This window comes from Amycolatopsis viridis (assembly GCF_011758765.1).
Classification (GTDB): Bacteria; Actinomycetota; Actinomycetes; order Mycobacteriales; family Pseudonocardiaceae; genus Amycolatopsis_E; species Amycolatopsis_E viridis.
In genome coordinates this window covers 5,666,671-5,684,261 of the sequence record NZ_JAANOU010000001.1, presented here as the reverse complement: position 1 = coordinate 5,684,261, position 17,591 = coordinate 5,666,671, and the positions used below count along the sequence as shown (strand labels likewise).

Genomic DNA, 17,591 nt, shown 5'->3' with positions numbered 1-17,591 from the left:
GGCGGCCCAGCTCTCCTGCTCCCGGATGTCCCAGGTGAGGATCAGCTTCTGCGCGGCCAGGTCGACCTGTCCCGCGTAGTCCTGAACCGCCTTGTTGCACGCGGTGTCCAGCCAGGTCTTCTGGTCGTTCTGGGCCGGATAGCCACCGGTGAACTTCGTCTTCAGGTCCAGCGTCGCGACGATCTCGTACGAGTGCGGCTGCGCGCAGTCGATCGGGTTGCCGACCGTCTTGTCGGCCAGCGCCAGGCAGGTGCCGGGCTCCCACACCGCCGACTGCGACTGGCCCGCCGCCGCGCCGGTGATCGGCTCCAGCTTGCCGCCCGGAGCGGCCCACTGCAGCACGCACCGCATCTCGCGGTCGCCGTCGGCCCATTCGTCGTTGCCGGGCCGCAACGCGCTCACCGTGAACCGGCCGAACGGGTCGAGGGGCTGGTGCAGGTAGTTCTCCACCCCCGCGGTGCACCGCTCCAGCGCGATGTCCCGCCACTGGTCCACCGTCGGCGCGGGCGCGTTCGGCGGGTACTTGTCGCCGATGTTCACCACGCCCGTCACCTCGTACAGGTGCGGCTGGGCGCACGGGACGACGCGGATGTCCGAGATGTCTTGGGCGGCCCAGGTGACGCAACTGCCGGGCGCCGCGGTGAACGCCGCCTTCGCCTCCGGGGACTCGTCGGGCTTCCCGCCGCCGCTGACCGGGCCGCCCCACGAGAAGGCGACGTCGAGCGACAGCGCCACGATCGCGCCCAGAAACGCACCCGCCATGATCAGGCGGGTGCGCAGCGTGATCTTTTCCACTCCATGTCCCAGCATCGGGTCCCATAATGCCTGCGTCTGCGGGACGGGACACCCCTCGGGTGGTTAGGGTTAGCGCGATGACAGAAGACGGTGCGCCGGGCGCCGCAGAGCCCCCGGAAGAACAGCCCCCGCGTGGCTCGATGCGGTTCCAGGACCCGTCGACGACCACACCACGCGAACCGACGCTGGCCGAGCAACGCGCCCGGCGCAAGGCGGAGGAGGAACACAACCGCAGGGTGGCCGCCGCGAAGCAGGCGCACGCCGAGGCGACGCGCAAGGCCGCCACGCGCCGCAAGGTGCTGATCGGCAGTGGCGTGGCGGTCGGCCTGGTCGCCGTGGTGGCGACCTGGTACGTCGCGGGCACCGGGGAGACGGTCAACGCCGTCTGCACCGACGGCAGCAACACGGTCCAGCCCGACGAGTACTGCGACGACAGCTACGCCACCAGCCACGGCGGGTACTACAACTCGGCCACCGGGTTCTGGTTCATCCCGCTCCCCAACGGCGGCGGTTACAGGCAGTACCGCTACAACTACGGCGGCACCGGCGCGATCGGCCAGCCCGTGTCCGGCGGCACCTACACCAAGCCGTCCGGCAACACCACGGTCAAGACCAGCTCCGGCAAGACCGTCCAGCGCGGCGGTTTCGGCATCAGCGGCAAGACCAGCGGTGGTGGCGGGAAGAGCGGGGGATCCTAGGTGCGAAGGGGGACCGCCCAGCCTCGGCGGGACTGGCAGCGCATCGTCGAGGAGCAGGGCCTGGTGTTCGGCACCCCGGCCCGCTACGGCTCCGGCCACGAGCGGCCGTACTGGGACGAGTCGGTGCACTACGTCCTGGAGATGGACGAGGTGCTCAGCCTGGAGGCCGACGTCGAGCTGCTGCACTCGATGTGCCTGGAGGCCGTCGACAACGTGGTGCTGACCGAGCGCTACCGCGAGTTCGGCATCCCGGAATGGGTGTGGCCGCACATCGCGGAGTCGTGGAAGCGCCGCGACCCGCACGTCTACGGCCGGTTCGACCTGCGCTACGACGGCCGCGGCCCGGCGAAGCTGCTGGAGTACAACGCCGACACGCCGACCTCGCTGCTGGAGGCGTCGGTGTTGCAGTGGCACTGGAAGACCGCGGTGTTCCCGGACGACGACCAGTGGAACTCGGTGCACGAGCGGCTGGTCGAACGCTGGCAGGAGATCCGCGGGCAGCTGCCCACCAACGAGCTGTACTTCACCTGGTCCAGCGCCGACCCCACCGGTGAGGACCACATCACGACGTCCTACCTGCAGGAGACCGCCGCCGAGGCCGGCCTGGACACGGTGGGGCTGGCGATCGAGGAGATCGGCTGGGACCCGGTGCTCCAGCGGTTCGTCGACCTCGAAGAGGCGCCGATGAACACCGTGGTCAAGCTCTACCCGTGGGAATGGGTGGTCGAGGAGGAGTTCGGCCGTTTCGCCGCCGAGTCGCTGCCGCGGACGCTGTGGATCGAGCCGCTGTGGAAGATGCTGCTGTCCAACAAGACGCTGCTGGCGATCCTGTGGGAGAACTACCCGGGTCACCCGAACCTGCTGCCCGCGTTCGCCGACCAGCCCGGCATCCTCACCGAGTACGTGCGCAAGCCGAAGCTGGGCCGCGAGGGCGCGAACGTGCAGATCGTCGCGCCCGGCTACGAGACCGAGACGGGCGGCGTCTACGGCGCCGAGGGCTACGTCTACCAGGCGTTCGACCCGCTGCCCGAGTTCGACGGGTTCCGCCCGGCGCTGGGCGCGTGGATCGTCGGGGACAACGCGGCCGGCCTGGGAATCCGGGAAACCGCCGGTCTCGTCACCGACGACGGTGCCGCGTTCGTCCCACACCGCATCCCGCAAACGTGATAAACCACCCGCGAGCAAATCCGCCACTGAACTGGGAGACCCCGTGACCTCGACCCTCGCGCTGTCCGGCACGTTCGGATCCGAACTCGTGCGCGGGATCGGCGCGATCCTGCTGTACGGCGTCATCGGCCTGCTGCTGATGCTGGTCGGCTTCTACGCGATCGACTGGACCACCCCCGGCAAGCTGTCCGACCTGGTGCGGCGCGGGCTGCCGAACGCGGTGGTCGTCACCGCGTCCGGGATGCTGTCGATGGCGTTCATCGTGGTCGTCGCGATCTTCAACTCGGCCAGCGACCTGACCGAGGGCCTGATCACGTCGCTGGTCTACGGCCTGCTCGGCATCGTCGTGCAGGTGCTCGCGGTGCGGCTGCTGGAGTGGTCGACCCGGATCGACGTGCGCGGCACGATCGAGAGCGAGGTGTTCGCCCCGGCCAGCATCGTGGTCGCGGCCGCACACCTCGCGCTGGGCCTGGTCGTCGCGGTCTCGATCAGCTGACGGCCAGCCCCTAGGGTGGGTGTGTGCGCCTGCTGAGGACTCCCGAAGACCGGTTCACCGACCTCCCCGACTTCGACCACCCGCCGCTCTACGCCGACCTGGAGAGCGAGCACGACGGCATCGTCCGGATCTCCTACGTCGAGGCCGGCCCGTTCGACGGCCCCGTCGTGCTGCTCCTGCACGGCGAGCCCAGCTGGTCGTTCCTGTACCGCAAGGTGCTGCCCGTGCTGGCGGCCGCCGGCATCCGGGCGATCGCACCGGACCTGATCGGCTTCGGCCGCTCCGACAAGCCGGTCGACGTCGCCGACCACACCTACGCGCGGCACGTCGAGTGGATCCGCGCGTTCGCCCTCGACGCGCTCGACCTGCGGGACATCACCGTGGTCGGGCAGGACTGGGGCGGCCTGATCGGGTTGCGCGTGGTCGCCGAGAACCCGGACCGGTTCGCGCGCGTGGTCGCGGCCAACACCGGACTGCCCACCGGCGACCAGGACATGCCGCGCGAGTGGTGGGCCTTCCACGACGCGGTCCGGAAAGCGCCGGTGCTCGACATCGGCCGTTTCGTGCAGTCCGGTTGCCGGACCACGCTGAGCGACGCCGAACGCGCCGCCTACGACGCGCCGTTCCCGAACGAGACGTACAAGGCCGGTCCACGCGCGATGCCCGGGCTGGTGCCGACGCGGCCCGACGACCCGGCGAGCGAGGCCAACCGCCGCGCCTGGGCCACACTGTCCGAACTGGACATCCCGTTCCTGTGCGCGTTCGGTGACAGCGACCCGATCACCGGCCCGATGGCGCCGGTCCTGCAACGCGCCATGCGAGGCGCCGCCGGCCAGGACCACCGGACCCTGTCGAACGCCGGGCACTTCCTGCAGGAGGACCAGGGCGCGGAACTGGGCCGCGTCATCGCCGAGTTCGTCACGGGCTGAGGGGTCCGCTACCCCACCTGGTCGTGCCCGGAGACGAGGCCGAACTCGGTCTCGAAGCGAGCCAGGAGCGGCGCCAGCAGCGAGTTCAGGGCGGCGAGGTCCACGCCGTCGAACAGCTCCCGCTCGTAGCGGGTGCGGGCGGCCGTCGCGGCGCGCCAGCGGGCGTGGCCCTTGCGGGTGAGCCGCACCGGGCGGCTGCGGCCGTCGTCGGCGGCGACCTGCTCGATCAGCCCGGCGCGCATCAGCCGGTCGAGCCGCACGCTGACCGTGCCCGAAGTCAGGTTCAACGCTGCGGCCAGCTGTTTCGGGGTGCACACCGGGCTGGTCCGGCGCAGCACCGACAGCGCCTCCCAGTCGCCGACGGTCATGCCGTGCTCGGCCGCCGCCTGGTCCAGCACCTGCCGGAACTGGCGGGACAGCCGGCCGATCCGCTGCCGCGCCGCCTCCACCTCCGGGTCCACGCCCGCGGGCATCTGCCCGATCCACCCGGCCAGCTCGCGCGTCACCGAATCCACTCGACACCCCTTGATGCTCAAGCTAGTTTGATTTGTATGTCAAACTATCAGGTGTGGATGATCACGGGGGCGAGCAGCGGGTTCGGGCGGGTGCTCGCCGAAGCGGTGCTCGACCGGGGTGACCGGGTGGTGGCGACCGCGCGTCGATCGACGCGGCGGTGGACACCGCGGTGGCCGAGTTCGGCCGGATCGACGTCTGGTGAACAACGCCGGGCACGGGCTGGTCGGCGCACTGGAGGAACTGTCGGAAGAGCAGTTCCGCGCCGTGCTGGAGACGAACCTGTTCGGGGCGGCCGCGGTGACCAGGGCGGTGCTGCCGCACATGCGGGCACGGCGCTCCGGACACATCGTGCAGCTCTCGTCGGTGGGCGGGGTGGTCGGCAACCCCGGCCACACGGCGTACGCGACCTCGAAGTTCGCGCTGGAAGGGATGTCCGAGGCGCTCGCCGGTGAGGTCGCACCACTGGGCATCCGGGTCACGATCGTGGAACCCGGCCCGTTCCGCACGGACTTCGCGGGCCGCTCGATGCGCTACGCCGACCCGATCGACGACTACGCCGGGACACCGGCCGGTGCGCTGCGAGCGCGCTTCGCCGAGCAGGACGGCAAGCAGCCGAACGACCCGGCGCGCGCCGCGGAGGCGATCATCCGGGCGGTGCAGGACGTGGATTCGCCCCTGCGGCTGCCGCTGTGACCGGAGGCGGTCACCCGCACATCCGCGAAAAACTCACCGCTCAGCTCGCCGACCTCGACCGCTGGGAGGCGATCTCCCTCGACACCCGGTTCGCGTGACCGGCGTGCCCCGGTGTGGCGTCCGCGCGACGCCACACCGGGGGGCGGGTCAGCGGTTCTTGCGCCGCTTGGTGTCGTCTTCCACCTCGACGCGCTCCTTGCGCACCTCGCCGGCGACGGTCTGCTCGTCGCGCACGGTTTCCTTGGCCAGCCGCACCTTTTCGACCGGCACGGTCTCCTTCTCCACCTTCGGCCGCTCCTCGTGCAGGGTGACCTCCTGCTCCTCGTCGGCGATCCGCGCGCCGGTGCGGTCGCCTTCGGTGATCGGCTCGCGCTCCACCCGCACCTCTTCGTGCGTCACCGGAACCTTGACGTGCTGCTCCTCGGTAACGGTGTACTTGCGCAGCCGCACCCGGCCGGTTTCGACGCGCTCCGTACCGACGTTGAGCCGCTCCTCCGAGCGCGTCATCGACTCGCCGCCGCGGGTCGTCGCCGTCTGCTGCTGCTGTGGCTGCGGTGGCTTGGTGCGTTCACCCCGGCCGCGGTTCTCCTGGCTGCCGCGCGGCGCCGGCATGTCGTAGAACCGGTACAGCTCGGCGCTCTCCTGCTCGGACAGGTGCCGGTCGCCTTCCGTCTGTGGCGCCTCGGAGACCTTTTCCTTGGTGACCTGCACGTGCAGCCCGTCGCGGTGCATCGTCGCGCCCTGGAGCGGCACGAAGCTCTCCTTGTGCCCGAACATGCCGGTGCGGACGGTGACCCACTCCGGCTGCTGCGTGTCGTCGGCGACGTAGACCGTGCCGACCTTGCCGATCTTGCGGCCGTGGGAGTCCACCACCGCGTTCTCCATGAGCTCTTCCGGACGCATGGTGCCAGTCATGGCTCGCTCCTTCCGCGTTTTTTAGAGCCGCCATGGGTGTAGACGGTCGGACGGGGGTGCGAAACTGACACCATCGGGCGTCACTCACGTGAGGGGCCGTCGGTCATGTTGTCCAACGTGGACGGCTGACCCGGTTCAGGCGGTGGTGCCGTCCGGGTTGATGACCTCGAACCGGGTGTAGGGCACCAGCGCCTCCGGAATCCGGATCGACCCGTCGGCCTGCTGGTTGTTCTCCAGCACGGCCACCAGGGTGCGGCCGATCGGCAGGCCGGATGCGTTCAGCGTGGCGATCTGCGCACGCTTGCCGTCCTTGCCCTTGCCGCGGATGCCGGCCCGGCGCGCCTGGAAGGTGCCGGTGTCCGACGCGCTGGAGATCTCCCGGTAGGTGCCCTGGCTCGGCAGCCACACCTCGACGTCGAACGTGATCTGCGCGGAGAAGCCGGTGTCGCCCGCCGCGAGCTTGATGACCCGGTACGGCAGCCCGAGCCGCTGCAACGGTGCCTCGGCGTGCGACAGGATCTCGTCCAGCGCCGCGCGGGAACGTTCCTCCTCGACGAACTGCACCAGCTCGACCTTGGAGAACTCGTGCTGCCGGATCAGGCCGCGGGTGTCCTTGCCGTACGAACCGGCCTCGGAGCGGAAGCACGGGGTGTGCGCGGTGTACCGCAGCGGCAGGTCCTCCAGCGGCAGGATCTCCCCGGCGTGCAGGTTGACCAGCGGCACCTCGGCGGTCGGGATGAGGAACAGTTCCCGGTCGGCCACACCGGTGCGGAACAGGTCCTCCTCGAACTTCGGCAACTGACCGGTGCCGGTCATGGTCTGCCGGGTCACCAGCGCGGGCAGGCTGAACTCGGTGTAGCCGTGCTCGCCGATGTGGATGTCGAGGAAGAACTGCGCCAGCGCACGTTGCAGCCGCGATCCGGCGCCCTTGAACACCGCGAACCGCGGCCCGGACAGCTTGGTGGCCCGCGTCAGGTCGAGGATGCCGGCCCGCTCGCCGAGGTCGACGTGGTCCAGCGGCTCGAAGTCGAACTCCGGCGGGGTGCCGACGCGGCGGACCTCCTCGGCGAACTCCTCGGTCGCGCCGTCCGGGATCTCGTCGAGCGGGAGGTTCGGGATGCCGAGCAGGAACTCGTGCAGCTCGGCCTCGACCTCGCGCTGTTCCTCTTCGAGCCGGGTGATCCGGTTCTTCAGCTCACGGGCGCGCTCACGCAGCTCGGCGACGTCCGCACCGCGCTTCGCGGCGGCGCCGACCTCGGCCGCGGCCTTCTTCGACTCGGCGCGCGCCTGGTCACCCTCGCTGATCACGGAGGACCGCCTGCTCACCAGTTTGCTCAGGTGGTCGGTGTCGAGCACATACCCGCGGCGGCGCAGCTTGGCGGCCGCGTCCACCTCGGGGTCGAGCAGCTGGCGGGGGTCGTGCATCGGTACTCCAGGTGCGAGCCGGTAGGGATGCGCTCCAGCGTAACGAGCCCGACCAGCGACTTTCGCCCTACCCGGTCGGCGGCCGCTTCGCGCCCGCGGCCGACACGCTAGGTTCGGCGTGCGACAACCGAGCACGCCGTGCGTCACCGCGCGGGTGGACCCGCACGGGGAGGCTTTCAGTGAGGTGGCGGATCGCCGTCGCGGTGGCCGCGGCGGGCCTGGTCAGCGCGTGCACCACCGCGGTCAGCGGCACCCCGCAGCCGGCCCCCGGCCGCGTGACGGTGACCCCGGCGCCGTCGACCGATCCGTGCACGTTGCTCACCATCGACGAGGCCGCCTCGCTGGGCCTGGGCGCGGGCACCTCGATCCCGGTCGACCCGAAACTGGGGCTGCCGGCGAGCTGCGACTGGCTGCCGCCCGGACCGGACGGCAATCGCGACGACTCGCTGCAGGCGTACTTCCACACCGGTCAGTCGATCGAGGAGTACTTCGCCATGGAGCCGGCCGGGGAGGAGCACCTGGGCGGCATCACGTGGCAGCGCTATTCCTACTCGATGGGCTACTGGATGTGCGAACTGGCCGCCAAGTTCGGCGAGCACGAGTTCGTCGTCATCGCCAGCCGGAACTGGTCGGACGAGAGCAAGGCCTGCGTGGTGGCCGATCGGGCCGCGCCGAGCGTGGCCGGGCATCTGCCGCACCGCTGACCCGTCCCGCACGAGCCAACCCACCGCCCGGAGCGGCCAACCCACCGCCCGGAGCGGCAAACACGCGCGTGTTGGCCGCTCGTGGCGCCGTGTTCGCCGTTGGACGCGGTGTGTTGGCCGCTCGACGCGGCGTGTTGGCTCTTGAACGCGGCGTGTTGGCTGCCGGGCGTCAGCCGACCTGGTCGGCCACGTACTTCGCGATCTCCAGCGCGCTCGTGGCGGCGGGGGAGGGGGCGTTGAGGACGTGCACCTGGTGCGGTGCGGTCTCGATCAGGAAGTCGTCGACCAGCGAACCGTCCGGGCGCAGCGCCTGGGCGCGCACCCCGGATCCGTGGCGCACGATGTCGTCCGGGCCGACCGCGGGCACCAGCCGTGCCAGGCCGGCCGCGAACCGGCGCTTGGACAGCGATCGCCGCACCTCGTCCAGCCCGGTCGGGTAGGCCCACTTCCGCGCCAGCCGCCACGAGCCGGGGAACCGGGCGATGTCGACGATGTCCGCCGGTGAAACGTCCCGCCACCGGTAGCCCTCCCGCCGCAGCGCCAGCACCGCGTTCGGCCCGGCGTGCACGCTGCCGTCGAGCATGCGGGTCAGGTGCACGCCCAGGAACGGCAGCGCCGGGTCGGGGACCGGGTAGATGAGCCCGCGCACCAGGTGCCGCCGTTCGGGTCGCAGCTGGTAGTACTCGCCGCGGAACGGCACGATCCGCGCGCCCGGCCGCAGCCCGGCGAGTTCCGCGACCCGGTCGGACTGGAGGCCGGCGCAGTTGACCAGTGCGTCGGCGCGCAGCACCGCGTCCCCGGTCGCGACCTCCACACCGCCCGTCGCGCCCGGCCGGATGCCCAGCGCGGCGGTGCCCAGCCGCAGGTCGGCGCCGTGTTCGGTGAGCAGGCGGACCAGCGCGGTGCACACCCGGGGGAAGTCGATGATCCCGGTGGATTCGACGCGCAGCGCCCGCACGCACGCCACCTCGGGCTCGTATTCGCGGGCCTCGGCGGCGCTGATCAGCTTGGCCGGCACACCGTTGGCCTCGGCCCGCTCGGCCAGCACCGCGAGCGCGGGCAGTTCGGCCTCGCTGGTGGCGACCACCAGCTTGCCGCACACCTCGACCGGCACCCCGTGCTCGCGGGCGAACTCCACAATGGACCGGTTACCCGCCACGGACATCCGCGCCTTGGCCGAGCCCGGCTTGTAGTACAGACCGGCGTGCACGACGTTGGAGTTGTGGCCGGTCTGGTGCGCGGCCCAGCGGTCCTCCTTCTCCAGCACGGTCACCGCCGACCCGCGCCGGGTCAGCTCCCACGCGGTCGCGAGGCCGATGATTCCGCCGCCGATGACGGCAACCCGGTTCACCACGCGGACAGCGTATACGCCGGTAACCGGGTCCTCGCCCGATCGTGTGGCGGGGGCTCCTGCTTAGACTGCGGCCCGACCCGAAGGAGACTCATGTCCGAACCCGTCCCGCTCGGCCGTCCCACGGTCGGTGAGGAAGAGCTCGCCGCCGTGGCCGAGGTGTTCGCGTCGGGCTGGCTCGCGGGTGCCGGACCGGCGTGCCGCCGGTTCGAGGAGCGCTTCGCCGACGCCACCGGCACCGCGCACGCCCTGGCGACCAGCAGCTGCGGTGCCGCCCTGTTCCTCGGGCTGCGCGTGCTCGGGGTGCGGCCGGGCGACGAGGTGATCGTCGGGGACTACACCTTCCCCGCCACCGGGCACGCGGTGCGGCAGGCGGGGGCGACGCCGGTGTTCGCCGACGTCCGCGCCGACTCGTTCGCGGCCGACCCCGCGTCCGTCGAGGCGCTGGTCACGCCCCGCACCGTCGGGATACTGGCCGTCGACGTGGCCGGGCAGCCCGGCGAGTTCGACGCCTACCGCGCGATCGCCGACCGGCACGGCCTGTGGCTGTTCGAGGACGCCGCCTGCTCGGCCGGGGCGACCTACCGCGGCCGCCCGGCGGGCAGCCTCGCCGACCTGGCCGCGTTCTCCTTCCACGGCCGCAAAGGCATCACCGCGGGCGAGGGCGGCGCGCTCGTCTCGGACCGCGCCGATCTGATCGAGCACGCCCGCAAGCTGCACACCTACGGCATCGCGCCGGCCCTGTCGCGCGAGGGTGAGCTCGCGGTCCCGGAGTTCGACGAGCTGGGCTGGAACTTCCGGCTCTCCGACGTGCAGGCCGCGATCCTGCGCGTCCAGCTGGACCGGCTGCCACGGCTGCTCGCGGCGCGCCGCGCGGTCGCCAAACGGTACTCCGACGCGTTCGCCGGCCTGCCCGGCGTGGCGGTCCCGGCCGAGCTGCCCGACCGCGAGCACCCGTGGCAGGCGTACCTGCTGCTGCTCGAGTCCGGCCGCGACGAGGCCATCGCGAAGCTGCGGGCGCGCGGCATCCAGTGCACGTTCGGCACCTACGCCTCGCACCTGCAGCCGGTGTACGGGCCCCAGGAGCCGCGGCCGGTGTCGGCGGACCTGTTCCGGCGGCACCTGGCCCTGCCCATGCACGCCGACCTGACCGACGAGCAGGTCGAGCGGGTCGTCGAATCCGTCCGAGAAGTCGTAGGAGAGCTGTAGTGCGAGTCCTGCTCACCGGCGGTGCCGGGTTCATCGCCGGGCACACCATCCCGCTGCTCACCGAGCGGGGCTACGCGGTGCGGATCCTGGACAACATGACCCGCGGTGACCGCGACCGGGTCGCCGGGTTCGTCGCGGGCGGTGACGTCGAGCTGGTCGAGGCGGACGTCCGCTACGGCGGCGCCGTGCGCGAGGCGATGCGCGGCTGCACCCACGTGATCCACTTCGCCACGGTGTCGATCAACAAGTCGATCGCCGACCCGCACGAGTCGATCGACATCAACATGACCGGCAACCACAACGTGTTCGCCGCCGCCGCGGACGAGGGCGTGCGGCGGCTGGTCTTCGCGTCGTCGGCATCGGTGTACGGCGAGCCGGACAAGCTGCCGATGCACGAGGACGACCGGCTGGACCCGCTCACGCCGTACTGCATCAGCAAACGCGCGGGCGAGGACCTGCTGCGGTTCTACCAGCGGCAGAAGGGGCTGTCCTGGATCGCGCTGCGGTTCTTCAACGTGTACGGGCCGGGCCAGCGCATCGAGGCGTACTACACCTCGGTCATCAACCACTTCATCCAGCGCCTGCGGGCGGGCAAACCGCCGGTGATTGACGGCCGCGGCGAGCAGTCGATGGATTTCGTGCACGTCGCCGACCTCGCGCGGGCCGTGGTGCTGGCGTCCGAGTCGGAAACCGCGAACCTGCCGATCAACATCGGCACCGGTGTGGACACCTCGATCGCGACGCTGGCGAAGATCCTCATCGACGCGGTCGGCGTGGACGTGGAGCCCGAGTTCAACCCGCGGGACGTGCTGGTTTCGCGCCGTGCCGCGGACATCACGCGAGCCCGGGAGGTGCTCGGGTGGGCGCCGGAGATCCCGGTGGAGCAGGGCATGCGCGACCTCGTGGCGAGCTACCGGTGAGGGCGCCCGCCGCCGGGCCGGGCGGGCAGCGGCCGATGCGGATCGCCGTCGTCAACAACTTCTTCCCGCCCCGGGTGGGCGGCAGCGCGCACATGGCCGCGTCGCTGGCCCAGCGGTACGCGGCCGAGGGCCACGAGGTCCTCGCGATCACCGCGGCCTACGGCGGCGCGCCGGAGACCGAGGAGCGCGACGGCTACCGCGTGGTGCGGCTGCCGGCCGTGCAGATGCCGCAGATCGGTCTGTCGATCGATTTCGACCTCAGCTTCGTCGCCCCGCACCGGCGCAGCCGGCGCCGGTTGCGGCGGCTGCTGGACGAGTTCCGCCCGGACGCGCTGCACCTGCACGGCCAGTTCTTCGACCTCACCTGGCTCGCCGGCCGGTACGCACGCAAGCACGGCCTGCCCTCGCTGCTGACCATCCACACACTGCTGGTCAGCGAGCGGCGCCGCTACGACCGGCTGTTCCGGCTGCTGGACGCGCTCGTGGTGCGGCCGGTCCTGAACTCGATCGCGCCGCGGTTCGTCATCCTGGACAAGCTCGGGCTGGACTACTGCGCGCAGCGGTACGGCGTCACCGATGCGGAGTTCTTCCCGATCCCGGTCGACACCGGTCACCTGGATTCCGCCCCGCGCCGGGATGTCCGGGCCGAGCACGGGATCGACGGGCCGCTGATCGTCTCGCTCGGGCACGTCATCCCGCTGCGCAACCGGCTGCCGCTGGTCGAGGCGATGCCGGCGATCCGCGAGCGGCACCCGGACGTCAAGGTGCTGGTGGTCGGCCGGGTCTACCACGACGCGTTCCGCAAGCGCGCCAGGGAACTCGGCGTCGAGGACGCGTTCGTGGTCACCGGCGCGGTGCCCAAGGACGACGTGCCGTCCTACCTGGCGGCGGCCGACATCGTGGCGCACGACCTCAACGGCGGCTGCGGCACCGCGTCGCTGGAGGCGATGGCGGCCGGAACCGCGACCATCGCGTCCGTCGGCGAGGACAACTACCCGGGGCTCGAACTGCGCAACGGCTGGAACGTCCTGCTCGTCGAACCCGACGACGCAGCGGCTGTGGCGGCGCGCGTGATCGAGCTGCTGGACGAGCCGGGCAAGCGCCGGGCGCTGGCCGCCCGGCAGCAGGCGTTCGTGCGCAACAACTTCGCGCTGGACGTGGTGGCGGGCGAGCACCTGCGGGTGCTGGCGAAGATGGCGGCCCGCTGATGTTCTTCGACGACGAGCGCAGCAACCGGTTGCGCCCGCAGATCCTGACCGAGCTCGTCGGGCAGTACCTCAACGACGCCGAGCGCGCCCGGCTGTTCGGCCTGCCCGGGACCACCCGGATCCGGGAGCGGGCGAAGATCATCAGTCCGGAGCGGCTGGAGATCGGCGAGCACTGCTGGATCGGTGAGGGCGCCGCGCTGGACGCCAGCGGCGGCCTGACCATCGGCGAGCACACCAGCATCGGGGTCGGCACGCTGGTGTTCACGCATTCCAGCTGGCTGGCGAACATGATGCTGGACAACCGGCCGGGCAGCGACCTGATCGAGCGCAAACCGGTGCGGATCGGCAAGGGCTGCTTCATCGGCAGCCTGGTGGTGGTCATGCCGGGCGTGACGATCGGCGATTTCGTCACGGTGCAGCCGATGTCGGTGGTGGCCAAGGACGTGCCGGACCGGTGCCTGGTGGCCGGCAACCCGGCGCGCGTGTTCCAGCGCTACGACGAGGAGTTCATCCGGGCCGAAGCGGCCCGGGTGCGGGCGCAGAACGCCGGTGACCAGGGTGTCTGATGTGGACGGTCACGGCCGGTCCCGCCGGTGGCTGCCGGGCGTGGTGCCGTAGGCGCGGCGGAACACGTCGATGAAGGCGCTGGCCGACGACCAGCCGCAGCGGTGCGCCACCGCCGTCACGCCGAGGCCGTCGGCCAGGAGCCGCAGTGCGTGGTAGAGCCGCAGTTGGGTGCGCCACTGGGTGAACGTCATGCCGAGGTCGTGTGTGAAGAGGCGGCTCAGGGTGCGTTCGCTCGCGCCGACGGCGGCGCCCAGCTCGGCCAGGGTGCGCGGGTCGGCGCAGTCGCGGCGCAGCAGGTCGCACACCGCACGCAGGCGCGGGTCGGCCGGCGTGGGCAGCCCGGCGGGTTCCCGGGGTGCGGCCCGCAGCTGGTCGACCAGCACCGCGAGCAGCCGCCGCCGTTCGGGCGAGCCGTCGTCGGGGGTGCGCGTGCCGGCCAGGACCAGTTCCCGCAGCAGCGGGCTCACGGCGAGCACGGCAGGCCGGTCGAGGCCGAGCGGGTTGGCCTCCGCGGGCAGGCCCAGCAGGTGCAGATCGGTGCGGCCGTGGGCGAGGTGGGCGTGCACGCACCCGGCGGGGATCCAGATCGCGCGGGTGCCGGGCGCGAACCACGTCCCGGTGCCGGTGGTGACGGCGAGGACACCCGAGCCGGCGTAGACGATCTGGTGGTCGTCGTGCCGGTGCGCGTCGATGCGTTCGCCCGGGGCCAGGACCTGGGTCCGGGTGGGGGCCTGCGGCATGTGGCGGATTTGCGGCATCAGGTGGCAGATTAACGGAAGCGTGCCAGGGTCCGCCCAGGTGACCATGAACCGGTGCGAACCCGGCCGATCACTCTCCTGTCCCTGGCCCACGCGTGCGTGGACGTCTACCAGGGCGCCGTGGCCTCGCTGGTGCCGTTCTTCGTCGCCGAGCGGGCCTACACCTACGCCGCCGTCTCCGGCATCGTCCTGGCCGCGTCGCTGCTGTCCTCGGTCGTGCAGCCGGTGTTCGGCGCGCTCGCGGACCGGCGGCCGGTGCCGTGGCTGCTCCCGGTGAGCGTCGTGGTCGGCGGGCTCGGCGTCGCGTGCGCCGGGATCGGGGGCTCCTACCCGCTCACCCTGGTGGCCGTCGCCGTCTCCGGCATCGGCGTCGCCGCCTACCACCCGGAGGCCGCCCGCGCGGCCCGGCTGGTGAGCGGCGGGAGCCACACGGCCATGGGATGGTTCTCCCTCGGTGGCAACGCCGGGTTCGCCACCGCACCCCTGCTCGTGGCGGCCGTCGTCGGCACCGGCGGGCTCGCGCTGTCACCCCTGCTGGTCCTGCCCGCCCTCGCCGGGGCCGTCTTGTGCGTGGTGGCGTTGCGGCGTGCGCGGGTCAGCGGCGGTGCCACCGCCCGGGAAGCGGCCGGCCGCGACGACTGGGCGTCGTTCGCGAAGCTGTCCGGCGCGATCGTGTGCCGCTCGATCGTCTTCGTCGGGTTGAGCGCGTTCATCGGCCTGTACGCGCAGCAGCGGACCGGCAGCGGCGAGCTGTCCGGCACGATCGCGTTGTTCGTGCTCTACCTCGGCGGCGCGGCCGGTACCGTCGCGGGCGGGTGGCTGGCGTCGCGGTTCGGCCGCATCCCGGTGGTGCGCTGGTCCTACGCGCTCACCGTCGCCTCGGTCGCCGGGGTGGTCTTCGTGCCCGGGCCGCTGCTGTTCCTGTTCGTCGCGGGCACCTCGGCCGGCTTGTACGTGCCCTTCTCGCTGCACGTCACGCTCGGCCAGGACTACCTGCCGCGGCGGATGGGCACGGCGAGCGGCATCACGCTGGGGCTCACCGTCAGCATCGGCGGGCTCGCCAGCCCGGTCCTCGGCGCGCTCGCGGACGCCACCTCACTGCACACCGCGCTCCTCCCGTTGATCGCGCTGCCCGCGATCGGCTGGCTGCTGCTGTCCACTCTGGACGAGCCCGGCTGATCGCGCGGCCTGGTCCAGCACGGTCGCGACCACGCGGTGCGCGGGCAGGATCGAAGCCCGTTCCGCGTCCGCGTCGGCGCGCCCGTCGAGCAGTGCGAGGAAGTGGTCGAGCTGTGCGGCCAGCGGTTCCGCGGCCGACACCAGCTCGGGGATCTCGATCACGGCCTGCTGCCGGTAGCCCAGCCCGTCCGGGGTGACCGCGTCGTGCGACACGTGCCGGTAGAGCGTGACGTCGCGGCGGATCAGGTCCAGCTCGATGAGGCGGTCGAGCTCGGAGATCACCAGCGAGCGCACCTTCCGCTGCCCGACCCGGGACGCGGACACGGTCGCGAGCCCGGACGGGAAGGACAGCACCGCCTCCACCGCGTCCTCCGCGCCGTCCGCGGAATCTGGGTGGAAGTAGCCGGTACCGGAGGTGATGCGGTGCGGGGTGGTGCCGAAGAACTGGATGGCGATGTCCACGTCGTGCACCAGCAGGTCCCACGCCACGCCGGTGCGGATGCGCGGCGCGTACGGCCCGTGGCGGCGGGCCATCAGGTGCACCGGCCGGGCGGCGAGCGCCCGCGCGGTCAGCACCGCGGGGTTGAACCGCTCGACGAAGCCGCACATCAGCGGCACGTCCCGGGTGGCGGACAACGCGACGACCTCCTCGGCTGCGGCGAGGCTGTTCGCCACCGGTTTCTCCACCAGCAGCGGTTTGCCCTGGCCGAGGACCTCCAGCGCGAGCGCGTGGTGCGTCTCGGTCGCCGAGGCCAGCACCACCGCGTCCACATCGGACAAATCGCCGAGCACGGGAGTCCAGGACGTGCCGTACCGCTGCGCGCACGCGCGCCCGGCCGCGGCTCGCGGTTCGACCACGCGCACCAGGTCCACGCGGTCGTGGCGGGACAGCACGCGCGCGTGCAGCGCCCCCATGGTGCCGGCGCCGACCAGCGCGATCCGGTACCTCAAGCGCCGAGCGCCTCTCGGACCTCGCGCACCACGGTGTCCACATCGGACTCGGACAGCGCGGGGTGCACGGGCAGCGACAGGACCTCGTCGGCGACCCGCGCGGCGACCGGGAAGCCGGCGGGCGAGACCTCCGGGATCTGCGGGTGCCCGCGGAAGCAGTCGTGGTCGAAGACGAGCTTCGGGTAGTACACGCCGGTCCCGACCCCGCGCTCGGTCAGCTCGGTGATCAGCTCGTCGCGCGCGAGCATCGCGTGCGGGCCGATCAGCACGCTGTACTGGTGCCACACGTGCTCGCGCCCGGGCAGCTCCACGGGCAGGGCCAGGCCCGGCGTCCCGGCCAGGCCGACGGACAGCTGACGCGCGTTGCGCCGTCGCGCGGTGACCAGCTCGTCCAGTTTGGCCAGTTGCGGGATGCCAACGGCGGCGTGCAGCTCGGACATCCGGTAGTTGTGCCCCGCCAGCTCGTAGGCGTAGCGGGACCGCATGCCCTGGTTGCGCAGCAGCCGCAACCGGTCGGCGAGATCGTCGTCGTCGGTGGTGATGACCCCGCCCTCGCCGGTGGTGACGTTCTTGGTGGCGTACAACGAGAAACAGCCCACGCCGAACGAGCCGGCCGGCCGTCCGGCGAAGGTCGCACCCACCGCCTGCGCCGCGTCCTCGACCAGGTGCAGCCCGTGCTCCTCGGCGAGCGGCACCAGCTTGCCCAGGTTCGCGGTCTGGCCGTAGAGGTGGACCGGCAGGATCGCGCGGGTGCGCGGCGTGATCGCGGTCGCCACGGCGTCCGGGTCGATCGCGAAGTCCTCGCGCGTGATGTCGGCGAAGCGGACCGTCGCGCCGGTCTCCAGGATCGCGTTCAGCGTCGCGACGAACGTGAACGGCGTCGTGATCACCTCGTCACCGGGGCCCAGTCCGAGCGCCTGCAGCGTCGCGACCAGCGCAGTGGTGCCGCTGTTCACGGCGATCGCGTGGGCGGTGCCCGCGGCGCGCGCGAAGCCGTCCTCGAAGCGGGCGACCATCGGGCCCTGCGCGAGCGTCCCCGATCGCAGCACCTCGACCACGAGGGGTTCGGCGTCGCGGACGTCGACCGCGGTGATGGGGATCATGCGGGGG

The 17,591-nt window shown here is 71.9% G+C and carries 19 protein-coding genes; 11 read left to right on the top strand and 8 right to left on the bottom strand.

What is annotated here, in order from left to right:
* Window positions 1-810 (bottom strand): septum formation family protein (locus FHX46_RS28200; protein WP_208400325.1); only part of this gene is annotated, 810 nt, incomplete at its 3' end.
* A gap of 62 nt (window positions 811-872) precedes the next feature.
* Between FHX46_RS28200 and FHX46_RS28195 the strand changes: the two genes are divergently transcribed.
* The 4 genes from FHX46_RS28195 to FHX46_RS28180 are packed head-to-tail and all read left to right on the top strand — an operon-like array spanning window position 873 to window position 4,085.
* Window positions 873-1,493, top strand: a complete 621-nt coding sequence (locus FHX46_RS28195; RefSeq protein ID WP_243871197.1) for a hypothetical protein — start codon at window positions 873-875, stop codon at window positions 1,491-1,493.
* Window positions 1,494-2,660 carry a glutathionylspermidine synthase family protein gene (locus tag FHX46_RS28190; protein WP_167109620.1) on the top strand — a complete coding sequence of 389 codons (1,167 nt, stop codon included), beginning with the start codon at window positions 1,494-1,496 and terminating at the stop codon, window positions 2,658-2,660.
* 43 nt (window positions 2,661-2,703) lie between these two features.
* Window positions 2,704-3,156: a DUF350 domain-containing protein gene (locus tag FHX46_RS28185; protein WP_167109619.1), complete on the top strand. Its 453-nt coding sequence runs from the start codon at window positions 2,704-2,706 to the stop codon at window positions 3,154-3,156.
* Window positions 3,157-3,179: 23 nt separating this feature from the next.
* Window positions 3,180-4,085 carry a haloalkane dehalogenase gene (locus FHX46_RS28180; RefSeq protein WP_167109618.1) on the top strand — a complete coding sequence of 302 codons (906 nt, stop codon included), beginning with the start codon at window positions 3,180-3,182 and terminating at the stop codon, window positions 4,083-4,085.
* 8 nt (window positions 4,086-4,093) lie between these two features.
* On the opposite strand, the gene FHX46_RS28175 is transcribed toward FHX46_RS28180, so the two are convergent.
* Window positions 4,094-4,600, bottom strand: a complete 507-nt coding sequence (locus FHX46_RS28175; RefSeq protein ID WP_313885969.1) for a MarR family winged helix-turn-helix transcriptional regulator — start codon at window positions 4,598-4,600, stop codon at window positions 4,094-4,096.
* A gap of 199 nt (window positions 4,601-4,799) precedes the next feature.
* Here FHX46_RS28175 and FHX46_RS28710 point away from each other — a divergent pair, with 199 nt between their 5' ends.
* Complete coding sequence (locus FHX46_RS28710; protein ID WP_313885968.1) at window positions 4,800-5,294, top strand: SDR family NAD(P)-dependent oxidoreductase; 495 nt, start codon at window positions 4,800-4,802, stop codon at window positions 5,292-5,294.
* Window positions 5,295-5,441: 147 nt separating this feature from the next.
* Here FHX46_RS28710 and FHX46_RS28165 read toward each other — a convergent pair whose 3' ends face one another.
* Entirely contained in the window at window positions 5,442-6,209 is a 768-nt protein-coding gene (locus tag FHX46_RS28165; protein ID WP_167109617.1) for a DUF2382 domain-containing protein, read from the bottom strand.
* 135 nt (window positions 6,210-6,344) lie between these two features.
* Complete coding sequence (gene serS, locus FHX46_RS28160; RefSeq protein ID WP_167120913.1) at window positions 6,345-7,634, bottom strand: serine--tRNA ligase; 1,290 nt, start codon at window positions 7,632-7,634, stop codon at window positions 6,345-6,347.
* Window positions 7,635-7,813: 179 nt separating this feature from the next.
* Here serS and FHX46_RS28155 point away from each other — a divergent pair, with 179 nt between their 5' ends.
* Window positions 7,814-8,338, top strand: coding sequence for a DUF3558 family protein (locus FHX46_RS28155; protein WP_167120893.1), 525 nt, complete (start codon window positions 7,814-7,816; stop codon window positions 8,336-8,338).
* A gap of 169 nt (window positions 8,339-8,507) precedes the next feature.
* Here FHX46_RS28155 and lhgO read toward each other — a convergent pair whose 3' ends face one another.
* Window positions 8,508-9,689 (bottom strand): L-2-hydroxyglutarate oxidase, encoded by a 1,182-nt coding sequence (gene lhgO, locus FHX46_RS28150; protein ID WP_167121731.1) that lies wholly within the window; start codon window positions 9,687-9,689, stop codon window positions 8,508-8,510.
* Window positions 9,690-9,782: 93 nt separating this feature from the next.
* Between lhgO and FHX46_RS28145 the strand changes: the two genes are divergently transcribed.
* Genes FHX46_RS28145 through FHX46_RS28130 form a run of 4 tightly spaced genes read left to right on the top strand, consistent with a single transcriptional unit; the run spans window position 9,783 to window position 13,592 of the window.
* Window positions 9,783-10,898 (top strand): DegT/DnrJ/EryC1/StrS family aminotransferase, encoded by a 1,116-nt coding sequence (locus tag FHX46_RS28145; RefSeq protein ID WP_167120891.1) that lies wholly within the window; start codon window positions 9,783-9,785, stop codon window positions 10,896-10,898.
* Window positions 10,898-11,818, top strand: coding sequence for an NAD-dependent epimerase/dehydratase family protein (locus FHX46_RS28140; RefSeq protein WP_167120889.1), 921 nt, complete (start codon window positions 10,898-10,900; stop codon window positions 11,816-11,818). Before FHX46_RS28145 ends, FHX46_RS28140 begins: the two co-directional genes overlap by 1 nt.
* Window positions 11,815-13,026 (top strand): glycosyltransferase family 4 protein, encoded by a 1,212-nt coding sequence (locus FHX46_RS28135; RefSeq protein WP_449224098.1) that lies wholly within the window; start codon window positions 11,815-11,817, stop codon window positions 13,024-13,026. The genes FHX46_RS28140 and FHX46_RS28135 overlap by 4 nt, the downstream gene beginning before the upstream one ends.
* Complete coding sequence (locus tag FHX46_RS28130) at window positions 13,026-13,592, top strand: acyltransferase (protein WP_167120888.1); 567 nt, start codon at window positions 13,026-13,028, stop codon at window positions 13,590-13,592. Before FHX46_RS28135 ends, FHX46_RS28130 begins: the two co-directional genes overlap by 1 nt.
* Window positions 13,593-13,601: 9 nt before the next feature.
* Here FHX46_RS28130 and FHX46_RS28125 read toward each other — a convergent pair whose 3' ends face one another.
* Window positions 13,602-14,351: an AraC family transcriptional regulator gene (locus FHX46_RS28125; protein WP_167120886.1), complete on the bottom strand. Its 750-nt coding sequence runs from the start codon at window positions 14,349-14,351 to the stop codon at window positions 13,602-13,604.
* A gap of 54 nt (window positions 14,352-14,405) precedes the next feature.
* On the opposite strand from FHX46_RS28125, the gene FHX46_RS28120 reads away from it, so the two are divergent.
* Window positions 14,406-15,530, top strand: coding sequence for an MFS transporter (locus FHX46_RS28120; RefSeq protein WP_167120884.1), 1,125 nt, complete (start codon window positions 14,406-14,408; stop codon window positions 15,528-15,530).
* Here FHX46_RS28120 and FHX46_RS28115 read toward each other — a convergent pair.
* Together FHX46_RS28115 and FHX46_RS28110 are read right to left on the bottom strand one after the other, a co-directional pair.
* Window positions 15,447-16,481, bottom strand: a complete 1,035-nt coding sequence (locus FHX46_RS28115) for a Gfo/Idh/MocA family protein (protein ID WP_167120882.1) — start codon at window positions 16,479-16,481, stop codon at window positions 15,447-15,449. The genes FHX46_RS28120 and FHX46_RS28115 overlap by 84 nt on opposite strands.
* Window positions 16,478-17,584 (bottom strand): DegT/DnrJ/EryC1/StrS family aminotransferase, encoded by a 1,107-nt coding sequence (locus FHX46_RS28110; RefSeq protein ID WP_167120881.1) that lies wholly within the window; start codon window positions 17,582-17,584, stop codon window positions 16,478-16,480. The genes FHX46_RS28115 and FHX46_RS28110 overlap by 4 nt, the downstream gene beginning before the upstream one ends.
* Window positions 17,585-17,591: the final 7 nt, after the last annotated feature.

Coding starts and splice junctions, on each gene's coding strand:
- FHX46_RS28165 (WP_167109617.1), bottom strand. CDS start 6,209: ATGACTGGCACCATGCGTCCGGAAGAGCTCATGGAGAACGCGGTGGTG.
- serS (WP_167120913.1), bottom strand. CDS start 7,634: ATGCACGACCCCCGCCAGCTGCTCGACCCCGAGGTGGACGCGGCCGCC.
- FHX46_RS28195 (WP_243871197.1), top strand. CDS start 873: ATGACAGAAGACGGTGCGCCGGGCGCCGCAGAGCCCCCGGAAGAACAG.
- FHX46_RS28145 (WP_167120891.1), top strand. CDS start 9,783: ATGTCCGAACCCGTCCCGCTCGGCCGTCCCACGGTCGGTGAGGAAGAG.
- FHX46_RS28110 (WP_167120881.1), bottom strand. CDS start 17,584: ATGATCCCCATCACCGCGGTCGACGTCCGCGACGCCGAACCCCTCGTG.
- FHX46_RS28130 (WP_167120888.1), top strand. CDS start 13,026: ATGTTCTTCGACGACGAGCGCAGCAACCGGTTGCGCCCGCAGATCCTG.
- FHX46_RS28125 (WP_167120886.1), bottom strand. CDS start 14,351: ATGCCGCAAATCCGCCACATGCCGCAGGCCCCCACCCGGACCCAGGTC.